Below are 16288 nucleotides of genomic sequence, written 5' to 3'. Positions count from 1 at the left end.
AGCCGTGACCGAGACCGTCGAGGTGGAGCAGGAGCACCGCGAGCCGGTCATCATCGACCGTCCCATCCAGACCGTCGGCCGCCGCAAGGAGGCCGTGGTGCGTGTGCGCCTGGTGCCCGGCACCGGCAAGTTCGACCTGGACGGCCGCACCCTGGAGAACTACTTCCCGAACAAGGTGCACCAGCAGCTGATCAAGGCCCCGCTGGTGACTGTCGACCGCCTCGAGCAGTTCGACATCTACGCCCACCTCGATGGTGGCGGCCCCTCGGGTCAGGCCGGCGCCCTGCGCCTGGCGATCGCCCGTGCGCTGATCCTGGTGCAGCCGGAGGACCGGCCCGCACTCAAGCGTGCCGGCTTCCTGACGCGTGACCCGCGTGCCATCGAGCGCAAGAAGTACGGCCTCAAGAAGGCCCGCAAGGCGCCTCAGTACAGCAAGCGCTGATCTGTCGCCTTTACGGCCGAACGAACCCGCCGGGTGTGTCATGTACACACCCGGCGGGTTTGTTTTTGTGTCCTTTTGTGTCCCACCGGTGGGGTGCGTACTCCGTTTCGACGCCAGGGCTGTTCTGTGCGAAACCGCGCAACCCTGGGGTGGAAAACGACGCGATCCTCTCGACGCCGAACGAATTTTCCGCCCTGACCTCGGCAGATGGCGCCGCCAGGCAACTTTCTGCGGCTCCGACGTTTGAGGATGGCGGTCACGTGGAAGCCAACCAGGCGGAGAGCAGGGGGCCGCTTTGTGTCAGCAGGGTTGTGCCCGCAGGACCTTCCTGCCACCGGTGATGTCGTACCGACGTCGGGGGACCGGAGTCGCTTTCCCATCGGAAGGAGTAATTGTGGGGAACTTCGTGAAGACCGCGACCGCGGGCGCGATGCTGGGCGGATCGCTGCTGTTCACCGTCGGTATGGGGATCGCCAACGCCGCGCCTGACACCCTCGGTGACGGCAAGGTGAATCTCACCCTCGGCAACGTCTCGGTCCTGGAGAACGTCGACACCGCCGCAGCGGCTCAGATCGCGGCAGGGGTGTGCGAGAACACCGACACGTCATCGCTGACCACCGCCGTGCAGGGGGTCGACACCAACGGCGCCGACCACGTGGTGTGCACGAACAACCTGGGCACCATCTCGTTCAGCCAGAACGGCGCCACCGAGCGGCCCGGCAACGCCGCGCAGGGAACCGCGCCGCACAGTGTCGCGCCGACGACGGCACCGATGGCGCCGGGAGGCAGCCATTCCTCGTCGGACAGCGAGGGCAGCTAGCGATCAGTCGCCGACCCTGCCCGCGGTTCAGCTGCGGGCAGGGATTCGGTGATCACGGATTCGAGTATCACGACGACGCATCAATTCAGTCCCGGGATGGTCGCTGACCTCGTCGGTTGTGTTTCCGGCAGCCAATTATGAGAAGTTTAAGGGCATGGGTCGACTGTTCGGCACCGATGGGGTGCGCGGGGTCGCCAATCGCGATCTGACGGCTGAACTGGCAATGGCACTCGGTTCGGCGGCCGCCCGGCGTCTCGGCAACTCTGCGGGACCGGGCCGGCGGGTTGCCGTGGTGGGCCGTGATCCGCGCGCCAGCGGCGAGATGCTGGAAGCCGCGGTGATCGCAGGCATCACCAGTGAGGGCGTCGACGCCCTGCGGGTCGGTGTGCTGCCGACTCCGGCGGTGGCGTATCTGACCAGTGCTTATGACGCGGACTTCGGGGTGATGATCTCCGCGTCGCACAACCCGATGCCCGACAACGGCATCAAGATCTTCGGTCCCGGCGGGCACAAGCTCGACGACGCCGCCGAGGACCGTATCGAGGAACTCGTGCAGGCGGGTCCCGGGAACCGGCCCACGGGCGCAGGCATCGGCCGGGTGCTCGACGCCGAGGACGCGTTGGACCGCTACCTCCGCCACGCCTCCAAGGCCGTCACCACCCGGCTGGAAGGCATGACCGTCGTCGTCGACTGCGCGCATGGCGCGGCGTGGGCAGCCGCTCCGCGGGCCTACCGGGCCGCAGGCGCCAACGTCATCGCGATCAACGCCGAGCCCAATGGCCTCAACATCAACGACGGCTGCGGCTCCACCCACATGGATGTGCTGCAGGCCGCGGTTCTCGAGCACGGCGCTGATCTGGGACTGGCACATGACGGCGACGCCGACCGGTGCCTCGCGGTGGACGCCGCGGGCCAGGTCATCGACGGCGACGCGATCATGGTGGTGCTGGCGCTGGCCATGCAGGAGGCCGGCGAGTTGGCCTCTGACACGTTGGTGGCCACTGTGATGAGCAACCTCGGACTGCATCTCGCGATGCGGGCCGCCGGTATCGAGGTCCGCACCACCGGTGTGGGGGACCGCTACGTGCTGGAGGAACTGCGGGCCGGCGAGTTCTCGCTCGGCGGCGAGCAGTCCGGTCACATCGTGTTGCCCGGCCTGGGCACCACCGGTGACGGCATCGTCACGGGCCTGCGGCTGATGTCGCGGATGGCCCAGACCCGCAGCACCTTGGCGGCGCTTGCCGAACCGATGCGCACGTTGCCCCAGGTGTTGATCAACGTCGCCGTCGCCGACAAGGCTGCAGTGGCCCAAGCGCCGTCCGTGCAGTCCGCGGTGGCCGAGGCCGAGGCTGAACTCGGCGACACCGGCCGAATCCTGTTGCGGCCCTCGGGTACCGAACAGGTGGTCCGGGTGATGGTCGAGGCCGCCGACGAGAACACGGCCCGGTTGGTCGCGGTACGGGTGGCCGATTCGGTCAGCGGCCAGTCGGCCTGAGGGAACCGTACGGCACCCGGCTGCGTCTAACCCGGGTATGGGAGACGTAACTACCGCGCGCGTCGACGCTGCGGCGTTGCTGGAGGTGGCACGGCAGTACGATGCCGTCGCCGAGACCGTCGATTCCGGTGTCCGGATGCGCCCGGAGTTCGGCGGTGCGACGGCCGGGCTGGCGCACACCGCCGCGGGGGAGTCGGTACGCGCCGCGCTCGACGAGTGCATGGCATCGGTACGGCAATGGGCCCGCGCCGCGGGCGAGGTCGCCGCGGTGCTGCGGGGCACCACCGACCGCTACGTCGCCGCGGATGCCGACGCCGCTGCCAGGGTGGGTTGACGCGTGGTCCAAACCATCGACGTCGCAGCGCGTTTGGATCAGGGGCAGCCCGCGGTCGAGACTTTTGCCGAATTCGTGTGGGCGTGTGGACTTCTGGGTTACCAGCATCCGGACCTCACCGCACACGTCGGCCAGGTGCACGGCTGGTACGCCACCGAGGACGGCCTGGACCTGCGGGCACTGGACGTCGACTGCACAGCCCTGGCGGCGGCAGCGGGCTCCGCCGAGCAGGCGCTGCGACTGCAGGACGGTCAGCTGACGGTATTGACCCGGGCCTGGCAGGGCGGCGGTGCGCAGGCAGCGCGCGAGTTTCTGGTGCGCAACGGCGGAGCGGCCCAGCAGGTCGTCGCCGCCATACGCAGGGCGGCCGGCACCACGGCCGCGCTACGCGATCAGCTGTACCGTGCCGTCGACAGCAAGGTCGACGCCACCGAGCGGATCGCCACGCGCTGTGCGGCGCACCGCGAAACCTGGTTGGCCGCCGCGCGCACCGTGCGCAGCGGCCTCGGAGATCGCGACGCCGCCAGTGAACTGATCGATGCTCAGGTGAAACCGTTCGTAGACAGTGACATCGGCGCGGATTGGGTGGCGGCGATGCGTTCGGCGACCACCGCGGTGGACGATGCCTACAACGCCGCGATCGCCGCGCTGACCGACCGCCCGGTTCCGGTGTTCGAGATCCCCGGCGAGTTCGGCCCGTCGTGGACGCCCCGTATCGGTGCAGCGGTCTCGCCAGACCTGCTGGTGAGCAGTCCCCGAACGGTTTCCGCCGGCTTCGTCGCGCCTGTCGGCTTCGGCCCGGCGCCGGTGGCGGCCCCGACCGCCCCGGCTGCCATGCCACAGATGGTCCCGCAGATCGCCTCTACAACACCGTCTTTCGCACCGCCGGCCGTGGATCCGATTTCAGCGTCCGCTCAACCGGTCACCAGTCCCGCCGCGGCCGATTCGGCATCCGGCTGGGGTTCGCCGCTCGGCGGCGGACTGTCCGGGGGCGGATTGTCGGGTGCCGGATCCGGGTTGTCCGGCATCGGCGGGCAACTCGCAGACTTGTTCGGCAGATTGATCGGATCGACCGCGGACGGATCGGCGGGGTCGAGTGCCGACACTGCGCTGCCCGGGCAACTGGACACACCGGAGACCTCCGAGGCGGCCGACGACGTGGACGACGCGGACAACCTCGAGGAATCGGACGACGACGCAGAAGACCAGGACGCTGACGACGACACTGACGACGACGCGGCAGCCTCAGCCGAAGACGCTGTTACCGAAGAGGACACCGAGGCCGCTGCCGACGATCAGCCGGTCCAGGACGGTGGGGTCGAGTCGCCCGTGGAAACCACACCCGACACCGCCGTCGAACCACAGTCCGTGGTCGCGCCGCCTCCTGCACCCGCCGCGCCGGCAGCCCCGCTGGTGGCCCCCGCCGACAAGACACCCTGTGAGATCGCCGCCGACGAGCTACCGCAGGTCGGCGGCTAGATATCTGCGCCGGATCGGATTTCGGTCCCTGCCAGTGGGACTTCGGGCGCCGGAGTGGACACCTCAGTGTTAGACCTGATTGTGACGTGAGACACAGTCATGGCGAGACTTCGGAGGGGGTCCTTGATGGCAATGGAATCCGAGTGCGAGGTGCGCGAGATCGAAGCCCAGGCACCGCCGGCGCGTTTCGCACGCGGCTGGCACTGCCTCGGGCTGACTCGCGACCTCGGTGACGGGAAACCGCACGCGATCAACGTCTTCGGTCAGAAGCTTGTCGTGTTCCGCGGCGGCGACGGCAAGATCAACGTGCTCGACGGATACTGCCGGCATATGGGTGGTGACCTGTCCCAAGGCCAGGTCAAGGGCAACGAGATCGCCTGTCCCTTCCACGACTGGCGGTGGGGTGGCGACGGGCGCTGCAAGAACGTGCCGTACGGCAAGCGCGCCCCCCGCCTGGCTCGGACCGCCACCTGGACGACCCTTGAGCAGGACGGGATGCTCTTCGTCTGGAACGATCCCGAGGGTAACCCGCCGCCCGCCGAGGCGACGATTCCACGCATCGAAGGTGCCACCAGCGATGAGTGGACCGATTGGCATTGGTACACAACGGTTGTCAACGCCAATTGCCGTGAACTGGTGGACAACGTGGTGGACATGGCGCATTTCTTCTACGTGCACGGATCCATGCCCACGTACTTCAAGAACATCTTCGAGGGGCACATCGCCACCCAGTACATGAACGCGGACACCCGCGCCGACCGCGACGATGTCGGCGGCTCGGCGATGCTCGGCACCACATCGGTGGCGTCGTACTACGGCCCCGCTTTCATGATCGATGACCTCACCTATCACTATCCCGACGCCGACCACTACAGCGTGCTGATCAACTGCCACTATCCGATCGACGCGAATTCGTTTGTCCTGCAATACGGCATCATCGTCAAGAAGGCCGACGGCATCTCCGGCGAGCTTGCGCTGCAGAACGCCATCGCACTGGGCGACTGGGTCAAGATCGGGTTCGAGCAGGATGTGGCGATCTGGAAAACCAAGGCGCGCATCGACAACCCGTTGCGCTGCGAGGAAGACGGGCCGGTGTACCAGCTGCGCCGGTGGTACGAACAGTTCTACGTCGACGCCGGCGATGTGGCGGCCGACATGGTCGACCGGTTCGAGTACGAGATCGACACCACGAGCGCTCAGCGGGCGTGGGCGCAGGAGATCGAAGACAACATCGCGGCCCGCGCCACCGCACAATCCGTACCATGACCGGCCGCCTCGACCCTCGTTTAGAGGAGCTGCCCATGATGCCGGTGTCATGCCGAAGTTGCGGCGCGGTTGTATTGGCGCGCAAGAGCAGTTGGCAACAGACCAGCGTGCAGTGGAACGCGACGGCATCCGGGCTGTGCCCCCAGCGTCGCAATGCCGAGGCGCTGGCCGTCCACGGCAACCGCGGGCTGTTCCTCGGCTGCGATGCGATGGCTGCCTCGGTCGTGGCGGCCGCCGTGGACGGCCTGCTTCCTCTGGCAGATGCGGGCGTCGGGTCCGACGGCCCGTCGCACCGCTGACAACTGACGTGGTCACCCCGGGGCCCGTATCTCTGCGCAAAGATGGTCCGATGAGCGCGACCAAGACGGCCAAATCCGGACCGGGACGGCCCGCGGGTATCGACAGCGGCGACACTCGGCAACGGGTCATCGATGCAGCGTGTCGTTGCTTTGCCCAGTTCGGATACGGACCCGCGACCAACAACCTGATCGCCGAGATGGCCGGGGTGACGGCGGGCTCGGTCTACTACCACTTCGGTACGAAGAACAAGTTGTTCGAAGCGGTGTGTGACGACGTCTACGGCAAGATCCTGGCCAGTGCCGCTCCGGCCATGGCCGGTCCGCACTCGATGGACGAGCTGTTGCGTGCGGCATTGACCGAATCGATGCGCATCAACCGCGAGTACCCCGAACTTGCCGGTTTCGTCGCGACTGCACCGATCGACGCCCGCCGGCACCAGGAGCTGAGCGCGGGCTACTCGAAGCAGGGAGCGCGGATGACCGACGCGCTTGCTCGCTCTGTCGTCGACGGCCAGCGGGCAGGACGTATCTCCGCCGAGTACGACCCCGTCCAGGTGGCGCGAGTGATCAGTGCGATCGTCGACGGCTTCGCGCACGCAGCGGCTGTCACCGAACCGGGCGAGATGGACGGGGTGAACCGACTTTTCGAATCGTTGGTCCTGGATGCGACGCTCGGCAAGCGTCCAGCTGCCACGACGCCTGGCCGACAGCCGTGAACTACTGCTCGCCGACCTTCTTGAGGTTGTCGCGGACCTGAGCGGCGGCGTGGCTGATGTCTTTGCGCACCTTGGTGATTGCGTCGCGCATCGGCTTCTTCCGCGGCGGGTTCGCGGTGCTCTTGGCCGTGGGATTGTCGGTGCCCGAGGACCGGACTGGGTTGCGCCCATTGCCAATACTCGCTTGTTTGCCGGTCGCAAGCGGCGCATTGCTCGAGGGGACCAGCGCGCCGACGATCTTCTCGGTCTCCTGGCGGGCGACGGTGGTCACCGAACCGATCGCGCCGAGCTTCGCCAGTGAGGGGGCAGTGGGACTCGTGGGGTCGTAGGGGTCGACGTGGGCGTCTGCGGCGTCCGGGTCGCCGAACACGGCCTTGTGAAACTGCGTGGCGCCGGCTTGCAGGGCGGCGCCGACGTCGCCGCCCTCGGTGGCCGCGAGGATGGGTTCCTGGACAGCGGACACCGCTGAGGCGCGAACATATGCCCCTACCTGGAAGGCAGTTGCGCCAACCTTTTCCGATGAGAGCAGCAGTTGCTCGACGACCGCGGGGACACCGGCCTCGGTGAGGTTGGCGGCCACGTGGTTGACGGCGACCACCGTCGCAGGCAGGACGGCGCCGTCGACGATGCGCCGCAAGGCGACGTCATGGGCATCGCCGGGCTCGCCCGTGGGCTTGACGTCGGCCGGAATGTAGAAGCCGGGGACGAATTCGTCGTAATCGAGCCCGAATTTCGTGTTCAGTGTCCCCGTCCAGATGGATTCCGAGGACTCTTGTGCCAGCAGGAGAATCGTGGGAATCCGGGCTGGCGATGCCACCGCCAGGACCGCGGTCACGAACGGAAGCACTGCTTCACCAACGACCGCGACCCCGGCACGATTGGCTGACTGGCCGAAACCGTCGGCAAGGATCTGGGCGTTCTCGGTGAGGAATGTGATCGGATCCGAGGGCGCGGCCATTGCCTGGGCGCCCGCGGTGGTGGCAACCGGTCCGGCAAATGGCAGCGTCGGCGGCAGGCCGAGAATCCGTGCGATGACCTCGTAGGCGGTTCCGACTGCCCAGCCCACCGGAAGTACCACCAGAAGTCCGAAGGCGATCGTGCCGAACAGGATGATCGGGCCGATGATCTGCATGACCTCGGGCGGTATGGCGGGCAGTGCAGCCGCCGTGGTCGCGGGGGCGGCGGTGCTCACGACCGGAGGGTTCGTCGTTGCGCTTGGCTGGGCAGCGGTGCGGATCGTCACCATTCGCAGGTCCGGGGGAGGCGGCGATTGAAAGGCGACGGACGCGATGTTCACCGTTCGCACGTCGATCCTCGCGTCGTAGCCGTCCGATGGGGTTACGACCACCAGGCCCAACGCGAGGATGCCTGCGCTTGCGACAGCACCAGTGGCGCTGAGGTGTGAACGAACCATCTCTCATCTCCCTTGCGGCGGTGTGACCGATTGATGGTCACCCGTACCAGGGCGAGTGATGTGAGTAGTCCGATACTGCAATTTTGGCGAGCGTCAATTTCCCGGATCCGCCCGCCCTCCGCCACCTACTGGGTGAGTGAGACGAGCTCCTCGCAGAACTTCACGGTCTCGGCGGTGTCGGTGGCCATCGGGTGCACCAGCATCGTGGTGACCCCGGCTTCGGCGTAGGCGGCGAGGCGCTCCTTGACGAATCCCTTCGGCCCGACCAACGACACGTTGCGCACCAGGTCGTCGGGGACGGCCGCGATGGCCTCGGCCTTCTTGCCGGCCAGGAACAGGTCCTGGATGTGGTCGGCGACCTCGCCGTAGCCGTACCGGGTGGCCAGCTTGTGGTAGAAGTTCTGCCCGCGGGCGCCCATGCCGCCGATGTACAGCGCCAGTTGGGGTTTCGCCCAGGCGAGCCGGTCGTCGACGTCGTCGCCGATGGCCAGGCTGGCGCTGACCATGACGTCCAGCGGTCCCAGCTCCGGATCGCGCTTGGCGGCCCCGGCCCGCAGCGCGTCGCCCCACACGTCGTCGGCCTTCTCCGGGAGGTAGAACACCGGCTGCCAGCCCTCGGCGATCTCGGCGGTCAGCTCGACGTTCTTGGGCCCCAGGGCTGCGATGGTGATCGGGATGCGCTCACGGACAGGGTGATTGATCAAGTGCAGCGACTTGCCCAGGCCGGTGCCGCGGTCGGCGGGCAACGGCAGCTGGTAGTACTTGCCGTCGTAGTCCAGGTTCTCGCGGCGCCACACCTTGCGGCAGATCTCGACCACCTCGCGGGTGCGGCCCAGCGGGGCGTCGAACGGCACGCCGTGGAAGCCCTCCATCACCTGCGGGCCGGAGGTGCCGATGCCGAGGCGGAACCGGCCGTCGGACACGTAGTCGACGCCGGCGGCACTCATGGCCATCAGGGCAGGTGTGCGGGTGTAGATCGGGACCACACCCGTGCCGAGCTCCATGGTGGAGGTCTTGGCGGCCAGGTAGCCGAGCTGGCTGATCGCATCGTAGGAGTACGCCTCGGCGACCAGGGCGATGTCGACGCCCACCTTCTCCAGTTCGACGACTTGGTCGGCTGCTTCTTTGAAGCCGCCGGCATAACTCAGGAAGATGCCAGTGCGCATCGCAGGAGTGTAGCAACCCAACCAGTTGGTTGGGAGGCGGGAGTGTGGTGTGGGGTGTTCGTGCCCGCAGTCGTGGGTAGCGAGACGGTGCGCCGCTTACGGTACGGTCGACGGTACGTGGTCGTACCGGTACGGCCCCAGATTCTTGTGTGGAGCAAGCTCGTGGACGAAGTCTTGGCGCGCGCCGGCATATTCCAGGGCGTGCCTCCGAGCGCGGTGGCGGCGCTCGTGGGTCAGCTCCAGCGGATCGCGTTCCCGGCCAGGTTCACGATCTTCGAAGAAGGTGACCCCGGCGAGGAGCTCTACATCATCGAGTCGGGCAAGGTGAAGATCGGCCGGGCGACGGCAGGCCGTCGGCAGAGCCTGCTCGCCATCATGGGACCGGCCGACATGTTCGGTGAACTCGCCGTGTTCGATCCCGGTCCCCGCACCTCCACGGTCACCACGCTCACCTCGGTGCGGGCCCTGACGCTTGACCGTCAGGCGCTGCACGCCTGGATCTCCGATCGACCCGAAATTGCCGAGCAACTGCTGCGGGTGCTGGCCCGACGATTGCGCCGTACCAACAACAATGTGGCCGACCTCATCTTCACGGATGTACCTGGCCGCGTAGCCAAACAGCTGCTCCACCTCGCGCAGCGCTTCGGTATCCGCTACGGCGATGCGTTGCGCGTCGATCACGACCTCACCCAAACGGAATTCGCGCAGCTCGTCGGCTCGTCTCGCGAGACCGTCAACAAGGCGCTCGTCGATTTCACGCAGCGCGGGTGGATCGCAACCGGGACCAAGACCGTCGACATCCTCGCTCCTGACCGGCTGGCGCGCCGAGCGAGATAGCCGAGCCGAACGAACTGCCGCTGTGGCGCCGGCTTCAGGGAAGAAGGGGTTTGTGTTGTGGCTCTTCGTGACTGCGCGGTGAGCGTGCACCGGATCTGTAGCGTGGACATCGAACATCGACAGGGGGGAACTGTGGCTGAGGCGCTGACCGTCGACTCGTTGAACACCGATCAGCTGCGTGCCTGGGACGGCGCAGGCGGTGCGTTCTGGGCCGAACGTGCAGAACGCTTCGACCAGGGGATGGCCGGCTATCACGATGAACTGCTCAAGGCGGCTCATCTGGTATCGGATTCGACGATCTTGGATGTCGGATGCGGCAGTGGCCAGGTCACTCGCGATGCGGCCCGCATATCCCGTCGAGGTTCGGCGTTGGGAGTCGACTTGTCGTCCTCGATGCTGCGGCTGGCGAGCGCGCTGGCCGCCGAGGCAAAGCTGCCCAATGTGTCGTTCGTGCAAGCGGATGCACAGGTGTATGACTTTGGTGAGTCGCGTTTCGACGTAGCCATGAGCCGACACGGGACGATGTTCTTCGGCGATCTGGCAGCGGCGTTTGCCAACATCGCACGCGCGCTTCGGCCGGGCGGTCGTTTCGTACAGCTGACATGGCAACCGCTGGAACGCAACGAGGGCATCCGGACTTTCCGCATGATCGCTTCCGGCGGCAGCGAATTGGCGTCCCCGCCCGCCGGTGCGCCGAGCCCGTTCGCGTTGAGTAACCCCGACGTAGTGACTCAGTTGTTGCAAGACGCCGGCTTCGTGGACGTCGAGATGACGAGTCTGACCATGCCGATGTATTACGGCCGCGACATCGAGGATGCGTTCAACTTCGTCGTCGAACACTTCGCAGCGGCCTTCGAGGAACTTGAGGGCGCCGCTCGTGCTCGCGCCTTCGATACCCTGCGGGAAAACATCGGCGAGCATGTCACCGACCGAGGTGTGTACTACGGTGCGGCGCACTGGCTCATCCAGGCGCGCACCCGGGCAGTCGTCAGCTGATATTCGTCTCTTTCATTCACTGTCTCGCCGAACAGGTGAAAAACATTCTGGCTTAGGTCAACTCACATCCTGAGCCGACGCGATCTCCCGCGACGTTCCTCGTGGAGGCGTCCCGGCGAACCTCAGGTTCAGTTCTTGCGAACGAGGGCTGAACGTCTCAATCTCAACTTTTCTCTGATGACACGGGCGGTGTTCTCGGCTACGCTCACATACCGACCGGTCGGTCAATTGGGTCGGGGCAGAGGAGCATGGGGGTGCGATGAAAGGGTTCAGCTGGCGTTCGCGTCGGAAATCGACGTGGGCACTCGTCCTGGCAGGGGTACTGGCGAGCTTCAGCATCTTTGTCGGAACGCAGAGTGCACAAGGTTTTTCGCGTCCAGGACTACCCGTGGAGTACCTGGACGTGCCGTCACCGGCGATGGGTCGAGACATCCGGGTGCAATTCCAGTACGGCGGGCCCCATGCGGTCTATCTTCTCGACGGGATGCGGGCCCAGGACGATTTCAGCGGGTGGGACATCAACACCCCGGCATTCGAGTGGTACGAGGGTTCAGGACTGTCGGTGATCATGCCCGTCGGTGGTCAGTCGAGCTTCTATGCCGACTGGTACCAACCGTCAAACGGTAACGGGCAGACCTACACCTACAAGTGGGAGACTTTCCTGACCTCTGAACTTCCAGAGTGGTTGGCAGCCAATAGAAACGTATCGACAACCGGCAATGCCGCGGTGGGGCTGTCGATGGCCGGATCCACTGCGCTGACACTGGCGATCTGGCATCCGCACCAATTCATCTACGCCGGCGCCCTGTCCGCGTCTCTCAATCCTTCAGAAGGTTGGTGGCCCACCCTCATCGGCATCGCCATGAAAGATGCGGGTGGATTCGATGCGAAGAGCATGTGGGGCCCATCGGATGACCCGGCCTGGAAACGTAACGATCCCACCGTCAACATCGGCAAGTTGGTGGCCAACCACACCCGGATCTGGGTCTATTCGGGCACCGGGAAACCGTCGGATTTCGACACCGGAGCCAGCGCCGGCAACCTCGCGGCGGCGCAGTTCCTGGAGAAGTTCCTGGCTCGGACCAGTAGGACGTTCCAGGAGCTCTACCTTGCCGCCGGCGGCACCAACGGGGTGTTCAATTTCCCCTACGACGGAACCCACACCTGGACGTACTGGGGCCAGCAGCTGCAGATGATGAAGCCTGACCTGCAGCGGGTCCTGGGGGTGAGTGCATGACAACGCTATATTTGTGCACGATGACAGCCCGCCAGGACGCCGCCGCCAAGACCCGCGAGTCTCTGCTCGACGCCGGTGTCCGCCTCGCCAGGACAACTGGCCTGTCTGGGTTGAGCGTCAACCGCATCGTCGAAGAGGCCGGCGTGTCCAAAGGTGCCTTCTTCCACCACTTCAGTGACCGTGCCGGCTATCTGCTGGTGTTACACCGCGAGTTTCACGACCGTATCCTCGCCGAGGCCCGCGCCGTTGTCGCCGACCTCGAACCTGGCCCGCAGCGGCTGCTGCTGGCCACCCGGACATACCTCGACGCGTGCCTGCGTGAGCACGGGGTCAGATCGATGTTGCTGGAAGCCCGTGCCGAACCGGTGACAGCCGCCGAGATACGCCAACGCAACAGCGACACCGCTCGAATCTGCGAGCTCGATTTCGCAGCGATGGGCTGGCCGCACCCGTATCACGGCGCCCAGTTGTGGGTGGGCATGTCGGCCGAGGCCGCCCTGCTCGAATTCGATGCCGGCCATCGGGTCAAGGCCCTGCGGGCCTCGCTGGCACGATTCGCGGGTGCGGATCCCAAGCTGATCGGTGGCTAGATGCCATGGCCGCCATCACGTTTGACACACCGGCGGGACCGATCGGCGCCGAGTTGACTGCACCTGCAGGGTCGGGGCCCTGGCCCGCGGTGGTGGTGATCCACGACCTGCGCGGCATCACCGACGATGTCACCGAAAGTACCGCGCGCTTTGCGGCCCACGGATACCTGGCATTGGCTCCGGACTTGTATTCGAGGGGCGGCGCGGCCCGCTGCATCACCCGGGTGATGTGGTCGATGCTGAGCCGGGCAGGTCGGGCGGTCGACGATCTGCACGCTGCCCGCGACTACCTGAAGGGCCGGTCGGACTGCACCGGCAGCGTCGGTATCGCCGGGTTCTGTATGGGCGGCGGTTTCGCGTTGGTGATGGGCTCCAAAGGATTTGACGCCGCAGCTCCGTTCTACCCGACCATCCCGCCGGTATACGCGTCGCTGGCCGAGAACTCGTGTCCGGTAGTGGCCAGTTACGGCAGCCGCGACGTGTGGAACCCCGGCAACGGTCCACGCCTGCAACGAGCACTCGATCAACGCGGAATTCCCAATGACGTCAAGGTTTATCAGGGCGTAGGGCACTCCTTCGCCAACAACCTGCCTCACCAAACCCTGCAACGGATCATCGGATTCGGCCGCGACGACGAGGCCACCGAGGACGCCTACCGCAGAGTCTTCGGCTTCTTCAGCGCCCATCTGGACCACTGACCCGATCCGGTGGTTCCGAGCACGCTCGGAACCGCCGCATCCGTGGCCACGGCACCGGCCGGATTTCACGGCCGGGACGAAGCAACATCGAGAAAACAGAGGATGCCTGTGGCACAACTGCAATTCGGCGTGCTGATCTTTCCTGATGCGACAGTCCAAGAGATTGCCGGACGAGTCGTCGTCGCGGAAGACCTGGGATTCGATCGGGCGGTCTTCCCTGATCACATCAACGACCCCCGCGGCGGCAACAGCACCTGGCACGACAGCTGGGCGGTCCTGGCCAGTGCGGCATCCGCCACGAGCCGGATTCGGATCGGCATGCTCGTCGCCAATCCGATCCTGCGCCCGCCCGCCGTACTCGCCAAGCAAGCCATCACCATCGACCATCTCAGCGCCGGGCGTCTCGATATGGGACTGGGTACCGGCATTTTCGCCTTCGACCATCACGCGGTAGGAAGCCGGCACTGGGGGCGGGCTGAGCGAATGCAGCGATTCGCCGAATACGTGGCGATCGTGGATGGGGTGATGCGGGCGGCAGGCACTACTTTTGCCCATCAAGGCGACTGGCTGTCGACCGCTGGAGTGGTCACTGCCCCTGCACCGATCCAGCGCCCACGTCCGCCGTTGGTCATAGGTGGTCAATCAGCGCCTGTCCTTCGTCTGGCGGCCACCTATGCCGACACGTGGAACACCCATGGCCCCACCGGAATCGACTTTGAGGAGCTGCTGGTACTGACGGCCCGGCAGAATCGGCTGCTCGATGACCTGTGCCATCGGGCGGGCCGAGATCCGGCCACAGTCACTCGGGCCCTCACGATGTTCGGGGCGGTTGACCCATGGCGGACCCGGCGAAGTTTCGATGAGGTCGTCGACCGGTTCGCCGGGGTCGGCATCAGCGAGTTCGTGCTGCACTGGCCGCCACCCGAGCGATTTGACGAGCTACAAGCCATCGCCGACCGGATTGCCTAGGATCCGACTGCCGAGACGGAGTGAATGGAAGGGAGCCTCGGGGCATGCGAATTTTGGCGTTCGGCCCAGAGCGGGCCGAACAGACCGTCCTGTTCGCAGCAGGCTCCGGTGGCGACCCCCAGCGCTATCGCCCCTTGCTCGACGAATTTGCAGATCGGGAATGCAGGGTGATCGCGCCTGTATTCGACCGGATTGACGGTGCGAGAGCCTCAGAGGCTGAGCTCATCGCCCGCCCACACGGACTGGTCGAAGCGCTTGCGCAGGCCTCAGCTCCCGAGGCAAACGTTGCGGTTGTCGGGCACTCGATCGGTGGATGGGCGGCTCTGTGCCTGGCAGGTGCGAGGCCGTGGAGTCGTGCGGGTCACGCCATGGACGTGCCACGGGAGCCGCGCGTCAGCCGTCTTGTCCTGTACGCGCCCGCCGCCGGATGGTTCGCCGCCCCTGGGGCATTGGACGCGGTGACAGCGCCGATGCTGGTCTACGTTGGCGAACTCGACACGGTTACGCCCGCCGAGCAGGCGCTCCAGCTGAAGAATGCGCGCGCGGACGTCGACCTGCGTGTGGTGCCGAACGCCGGTCATTTCAGCTTCATGCACCAACCGCCGCCCGGCGTCGTCGAGGATGTCGCGTTCGACCGCGACGCGTTTCTGGCCGACCTGGCGCGGGCAACCTTGGACTTCGTGACGTCAGGCTGACAGCACGAGGAATCGGCGGCGCCGCCGGCGGGCTCGACCGAGGTGCCAGGTCTTGGCGGGTCCAGGCGTAACGCCACCAGGCCCAGCGCACACCACTGATGTCGTCGCCTGGCGAAATGCCTCAGTTACCCGCCTCGATGGCAGCCACCTTGATGGCTGCTTCTTCCCCGCAGAGGCGCTGCATGTCGACCGGCCCGGCGGTGAGCATTTCATCGATGCGTGCGTGCAGATCGCCGGACGTGAGGTGGGCGTAGAGGCCGGCGCCGGGGCAGGAGGTGTCTGCGAAGTCTCGATGTCCGCCCAGGGTGCCGCCGGTCAGATGGAATTGTTGGGCTGCCCAGGCGAATGCTGTTGCTGCGCCATTGAGTTGGGCCTCGGTGACCGTTTCCTGGTCGAAGTCGCCCTCGCATAGGACCAGGAAGTGACCCGCTGGGTCGTAGTCGGTGGCGGTGTCACCGGCGAGTTCGGGGGTGCGTAGTTCGTAGATGTTGCCGTTTCGGTCGACGCCGACGTGGTAGGCGATGTCGATCCATCCGCGGTCATTCTGATGGAAGCGCTGATGCTGACGTAACCGACCCGGGGCAAGCCGATTTTCACCGAGGACAACAGCGCTGTGGTGCAACGTCATTCGCGTTATGGTGTGCGGCCGCCCACCGGGTCGGGCCGACGCCGCACCCCAACCTTGCCGACAGATCTCGACCATTGGTTGCCCGCCGGCCACCGCCGGGGCCGGTTCAGCCGGCACTGGGCTGGCGGCGACAGGTAGCGGGGCCGGAATGGTGCTCGTTGGCGGCGCAGGGGACGCCGGAGCCGACGCGGCGTCATCGGCGCAAGC

18 protein-coding genes are annotated in these 16288 nt (G+C 66.2%); 15 read left to right on the top strand and 3 right to left on the bottom strand.

The features are described 5' to 3' along the window. Window positions 1-4 precede the first annotated feature (4 nt). From rpsI to ACNQR1_RS29545, 8 genes are all read left to right on the top strand, one after another. Window positions 5-442, top strand: a complete 438-nt coding sequence (gene rpsI / locus ACNQR1_RS29580) for a 30S ribosomal protein S9 (protein WP_418050551.1) — start codon at window positions 5-7, stop codon at window positions 440-442. Between the two features lie 394 nt (window positions 443-836). After that, the gene (locus tag ACNQR1_RS29575) at window positions 837-1262 is read left to right on the top strand and encodes a hypothetical protein (protein ID WP_418049136.1); all 426 of its coding nucleotides are present in this window, start codon (window positions 837-839) and stop codon (window positions 1260-1262) included. 154 nt (window positions 1263-1416) lie between these two features. After that, window positions 1417-2757 carry a phosphoglucosamine mutase gene (gene glmM, locus ACNQR1_RS29570; RefSeq protein WP_418049135.1) on the top strand — a complete coding sequence of 447 codons (1341 nt, stop codon included), beginning with the start codon at window positions 1417-1419 and terminating at the stop codon, window positions 2755-2757. A gap of 37 nt (window positions 2758-2794) precedes the next feature. Continuing rightward, window positions 2795-3091, top strand: coding sequence for a type VII secretion target (locus ACNQR1_RS29565; protein WP_418049134.1), 297 nt, complete (start codon window positions 2795-2797; stop codon window positions 3089-3091). A 3-nt stretch (window positions 3092-3094) separates the two neighbouring features. Further along, the gene (locus ACNQR1_RS29560; RefSeq protein ID WP_418049133.1) at window positions 3095-4570 is read left to right on the top strand and encodes a hypothetical protein; all 1476 of its coding nucleotides are present in this window, start codon (window positions 3095-3097) and stop codon (window positions 4568-4570) included. A 126-nt stretch (window positions 4571-4696) separates the two neighbouring features. Continuing rightward, window positions 4697-5836: a Rieske 2Fe-2S domain-containing protein gene (locus tag ACNQR1_RS29555; RefSeq protein ID WP_418049132.1), complete on the top strand. Its 1140-nt coding sequence runs from the start codon at window positions 4697-4699 to the stop codon at window positions 5834-5836. Next, complete coding sequence (locus ACNQR1_RS29550) at window positions 5833-6135, top strand: ferredoxin (protein ID WP_418049131.1); 303 nt, start codon at window positions 5833-5835, stop codon at window positions 6133-6135. The genes ACNQR1_RS29555 and ACNQR1_RS29550 overlap by 4 nt, the downstream gene beginning before the upstream one ends. Before the next feature lie 50 nt (window positions 6136-6185). Then, window positions 6186-6851 carry a TetR/AcrR family transcriptional regulator gene (locus ACNQR1_RS29545; RefSeq protein WP_418049130.1) on the top strand — a complete coding sequence of 222 codons (666 nt, stop codon included), beginning with the start codon at window positions 6186-6188 and terminating at the stop codon, window positions 6849-6851. Between the two features lies 1 nt (window position 6852). Here ACNQR1_RS29545 and ACNQR1_RS29540 read toward each other — a convergent pair whose 3' ends face one another. Next, window positions 6853-8043: a hypothetical protein gene (locus ACNQR1_RS29540; RefSeq protein ID WP_418049129.1), complete on the bottom strand. Its 1191-nt coding sequence runs from the start codon at window positions 8041-8043 to the stop codon at window positions 6853-6855. 347 nt (window positions 8044-8390) lie between these two features. Beyond that, window positions 8391-9431 (bottom strand): LLM class F420-dependent oxidoreductase, encoded by a 1041-nt coding sequence (locus tag ACNQR1_RS29535; protein ID WP_418049128.1) that lies wholly within the window; start codon window positions 9429-9431, stop codon window positions 8391-8393. Window positions 9432-9593: 162 nt separating this feature from the next. On the opposite strand from ACNQR1_RS29535, the gene ACNQR1_RS29530 reads away from it, so the two are divergent. From ACNQR1_RS29530 to ACNQR1_RS29500, 7 genes are all read left to right on the top strand, one after another. Continuing rightward, entirely contained in the window at window positions 9594-10268 is a 675-nt protein-coding gene (locus ACNQR1_RS29530; RefSeq protein WP_418049127.1) for a Crp/Fnr family transcriptional regulator, read from the top strand. A gap of 132 nt (window positions 10269-10400) precedes the next feature. Then, window positions 10401-11264: a class I SAM-dependent methyltransferase gene (locus ACNQR1_RS29525; RefSeq protein WP_418049126.1), complete on the top strand. Its 864-nt coding sequence runs from the start codon at window positions 10401-10403 to the stop codon at window positions 11262-11264. Between the two features lie 259 nt (window positions 11265-11523). Then, complete coding sequence (locus tag ACNQR1_RS29520) at window positions 11524-12501, top strand: esterase family protein (RefSeq protein ID WP_418049125.1); 978 nt, start codon at window positions 11524-11526, stop codon at window positions 12499-12501. Then, window positions 12498-13091, top strand: a complete 594-nt coding sequence (locus ACNQR1_RS29515; protein WP_418049124.1) for a TetR/AcrR family transcriptional regulator — start codon at window positions 12498-12500, stop codon at window positions 13089-13091. Before ACNQR1_RS29520 ends, ACNQR1_RS29515 begins: the two co-directional genes overlap by 4 nt. 5 nt (window positions 13092-13096) lie before the next feature. Next, on the top strand, window positions 13097-13789 hold the full coding sequence (locus ACNQR1_RS29510) for a dienelactone hydrolase family protein (protein ID WP_418049123.1): 693 nt from the start codon (window positions 13097-13099) through the stop codon (window positions 13787-13789). Between the two features lie 108 nt (window positions 13790-13897). After that, entirely contained in the window at window positions 13898-14758 is an 861-nt protein-coding gene (locus ACNQR1_RS29505) for an LLM class flavin-dependent oxidoreductase (RefSeq protein ID WP_418049122.1), read from the top strand. Window positions 14759-14802: 44 nt separating this feature from the next. Then, window positions 14803-15453: an alpha/beta hydrolase family protein gene (locus tag ACNQR1_RS29500; protein ID WP_418049121.1), complete on the top strand. Its 651-nt coding sequence runs from the start codon at window positions 14803-14805 to the stop codon at window positions 15451-15453. A gap of 121 nt (window positions 15454-15574) precedes the next feature. On the opposite strand, the gene ACNQR1_RS29495 is transcribed toward ACNQR1_RS29500, so the two are convergent. Continuing rightward, window positions 15575-16081, bottom strand: a complete 507-nt coding sequence (locus ACNQR1_RS29495; RefSeq protein WP_418049120.1) for a peptidoglycan recognition family protein — start codon at window positions 16079-16081, stop codon at window positions 15575-15577. Window positions 16082-16288 lie beyond the last annotated feature (207 nt).

The sequence above is a fragment of the Mycobacterium sp. 48b genome (genome assembly GCF_048282725.1).
GTDB lineage: Bacteria > Actinomycetota > Actinomycetes > Mycobacteriales > Mycobacteriaceae > Mycobacterium.
The sequence above is the reverse complement of the archived record's forward strand: the minus strand, read 5'-3'. Positions and strand labels throughout refer to the sequence as shown.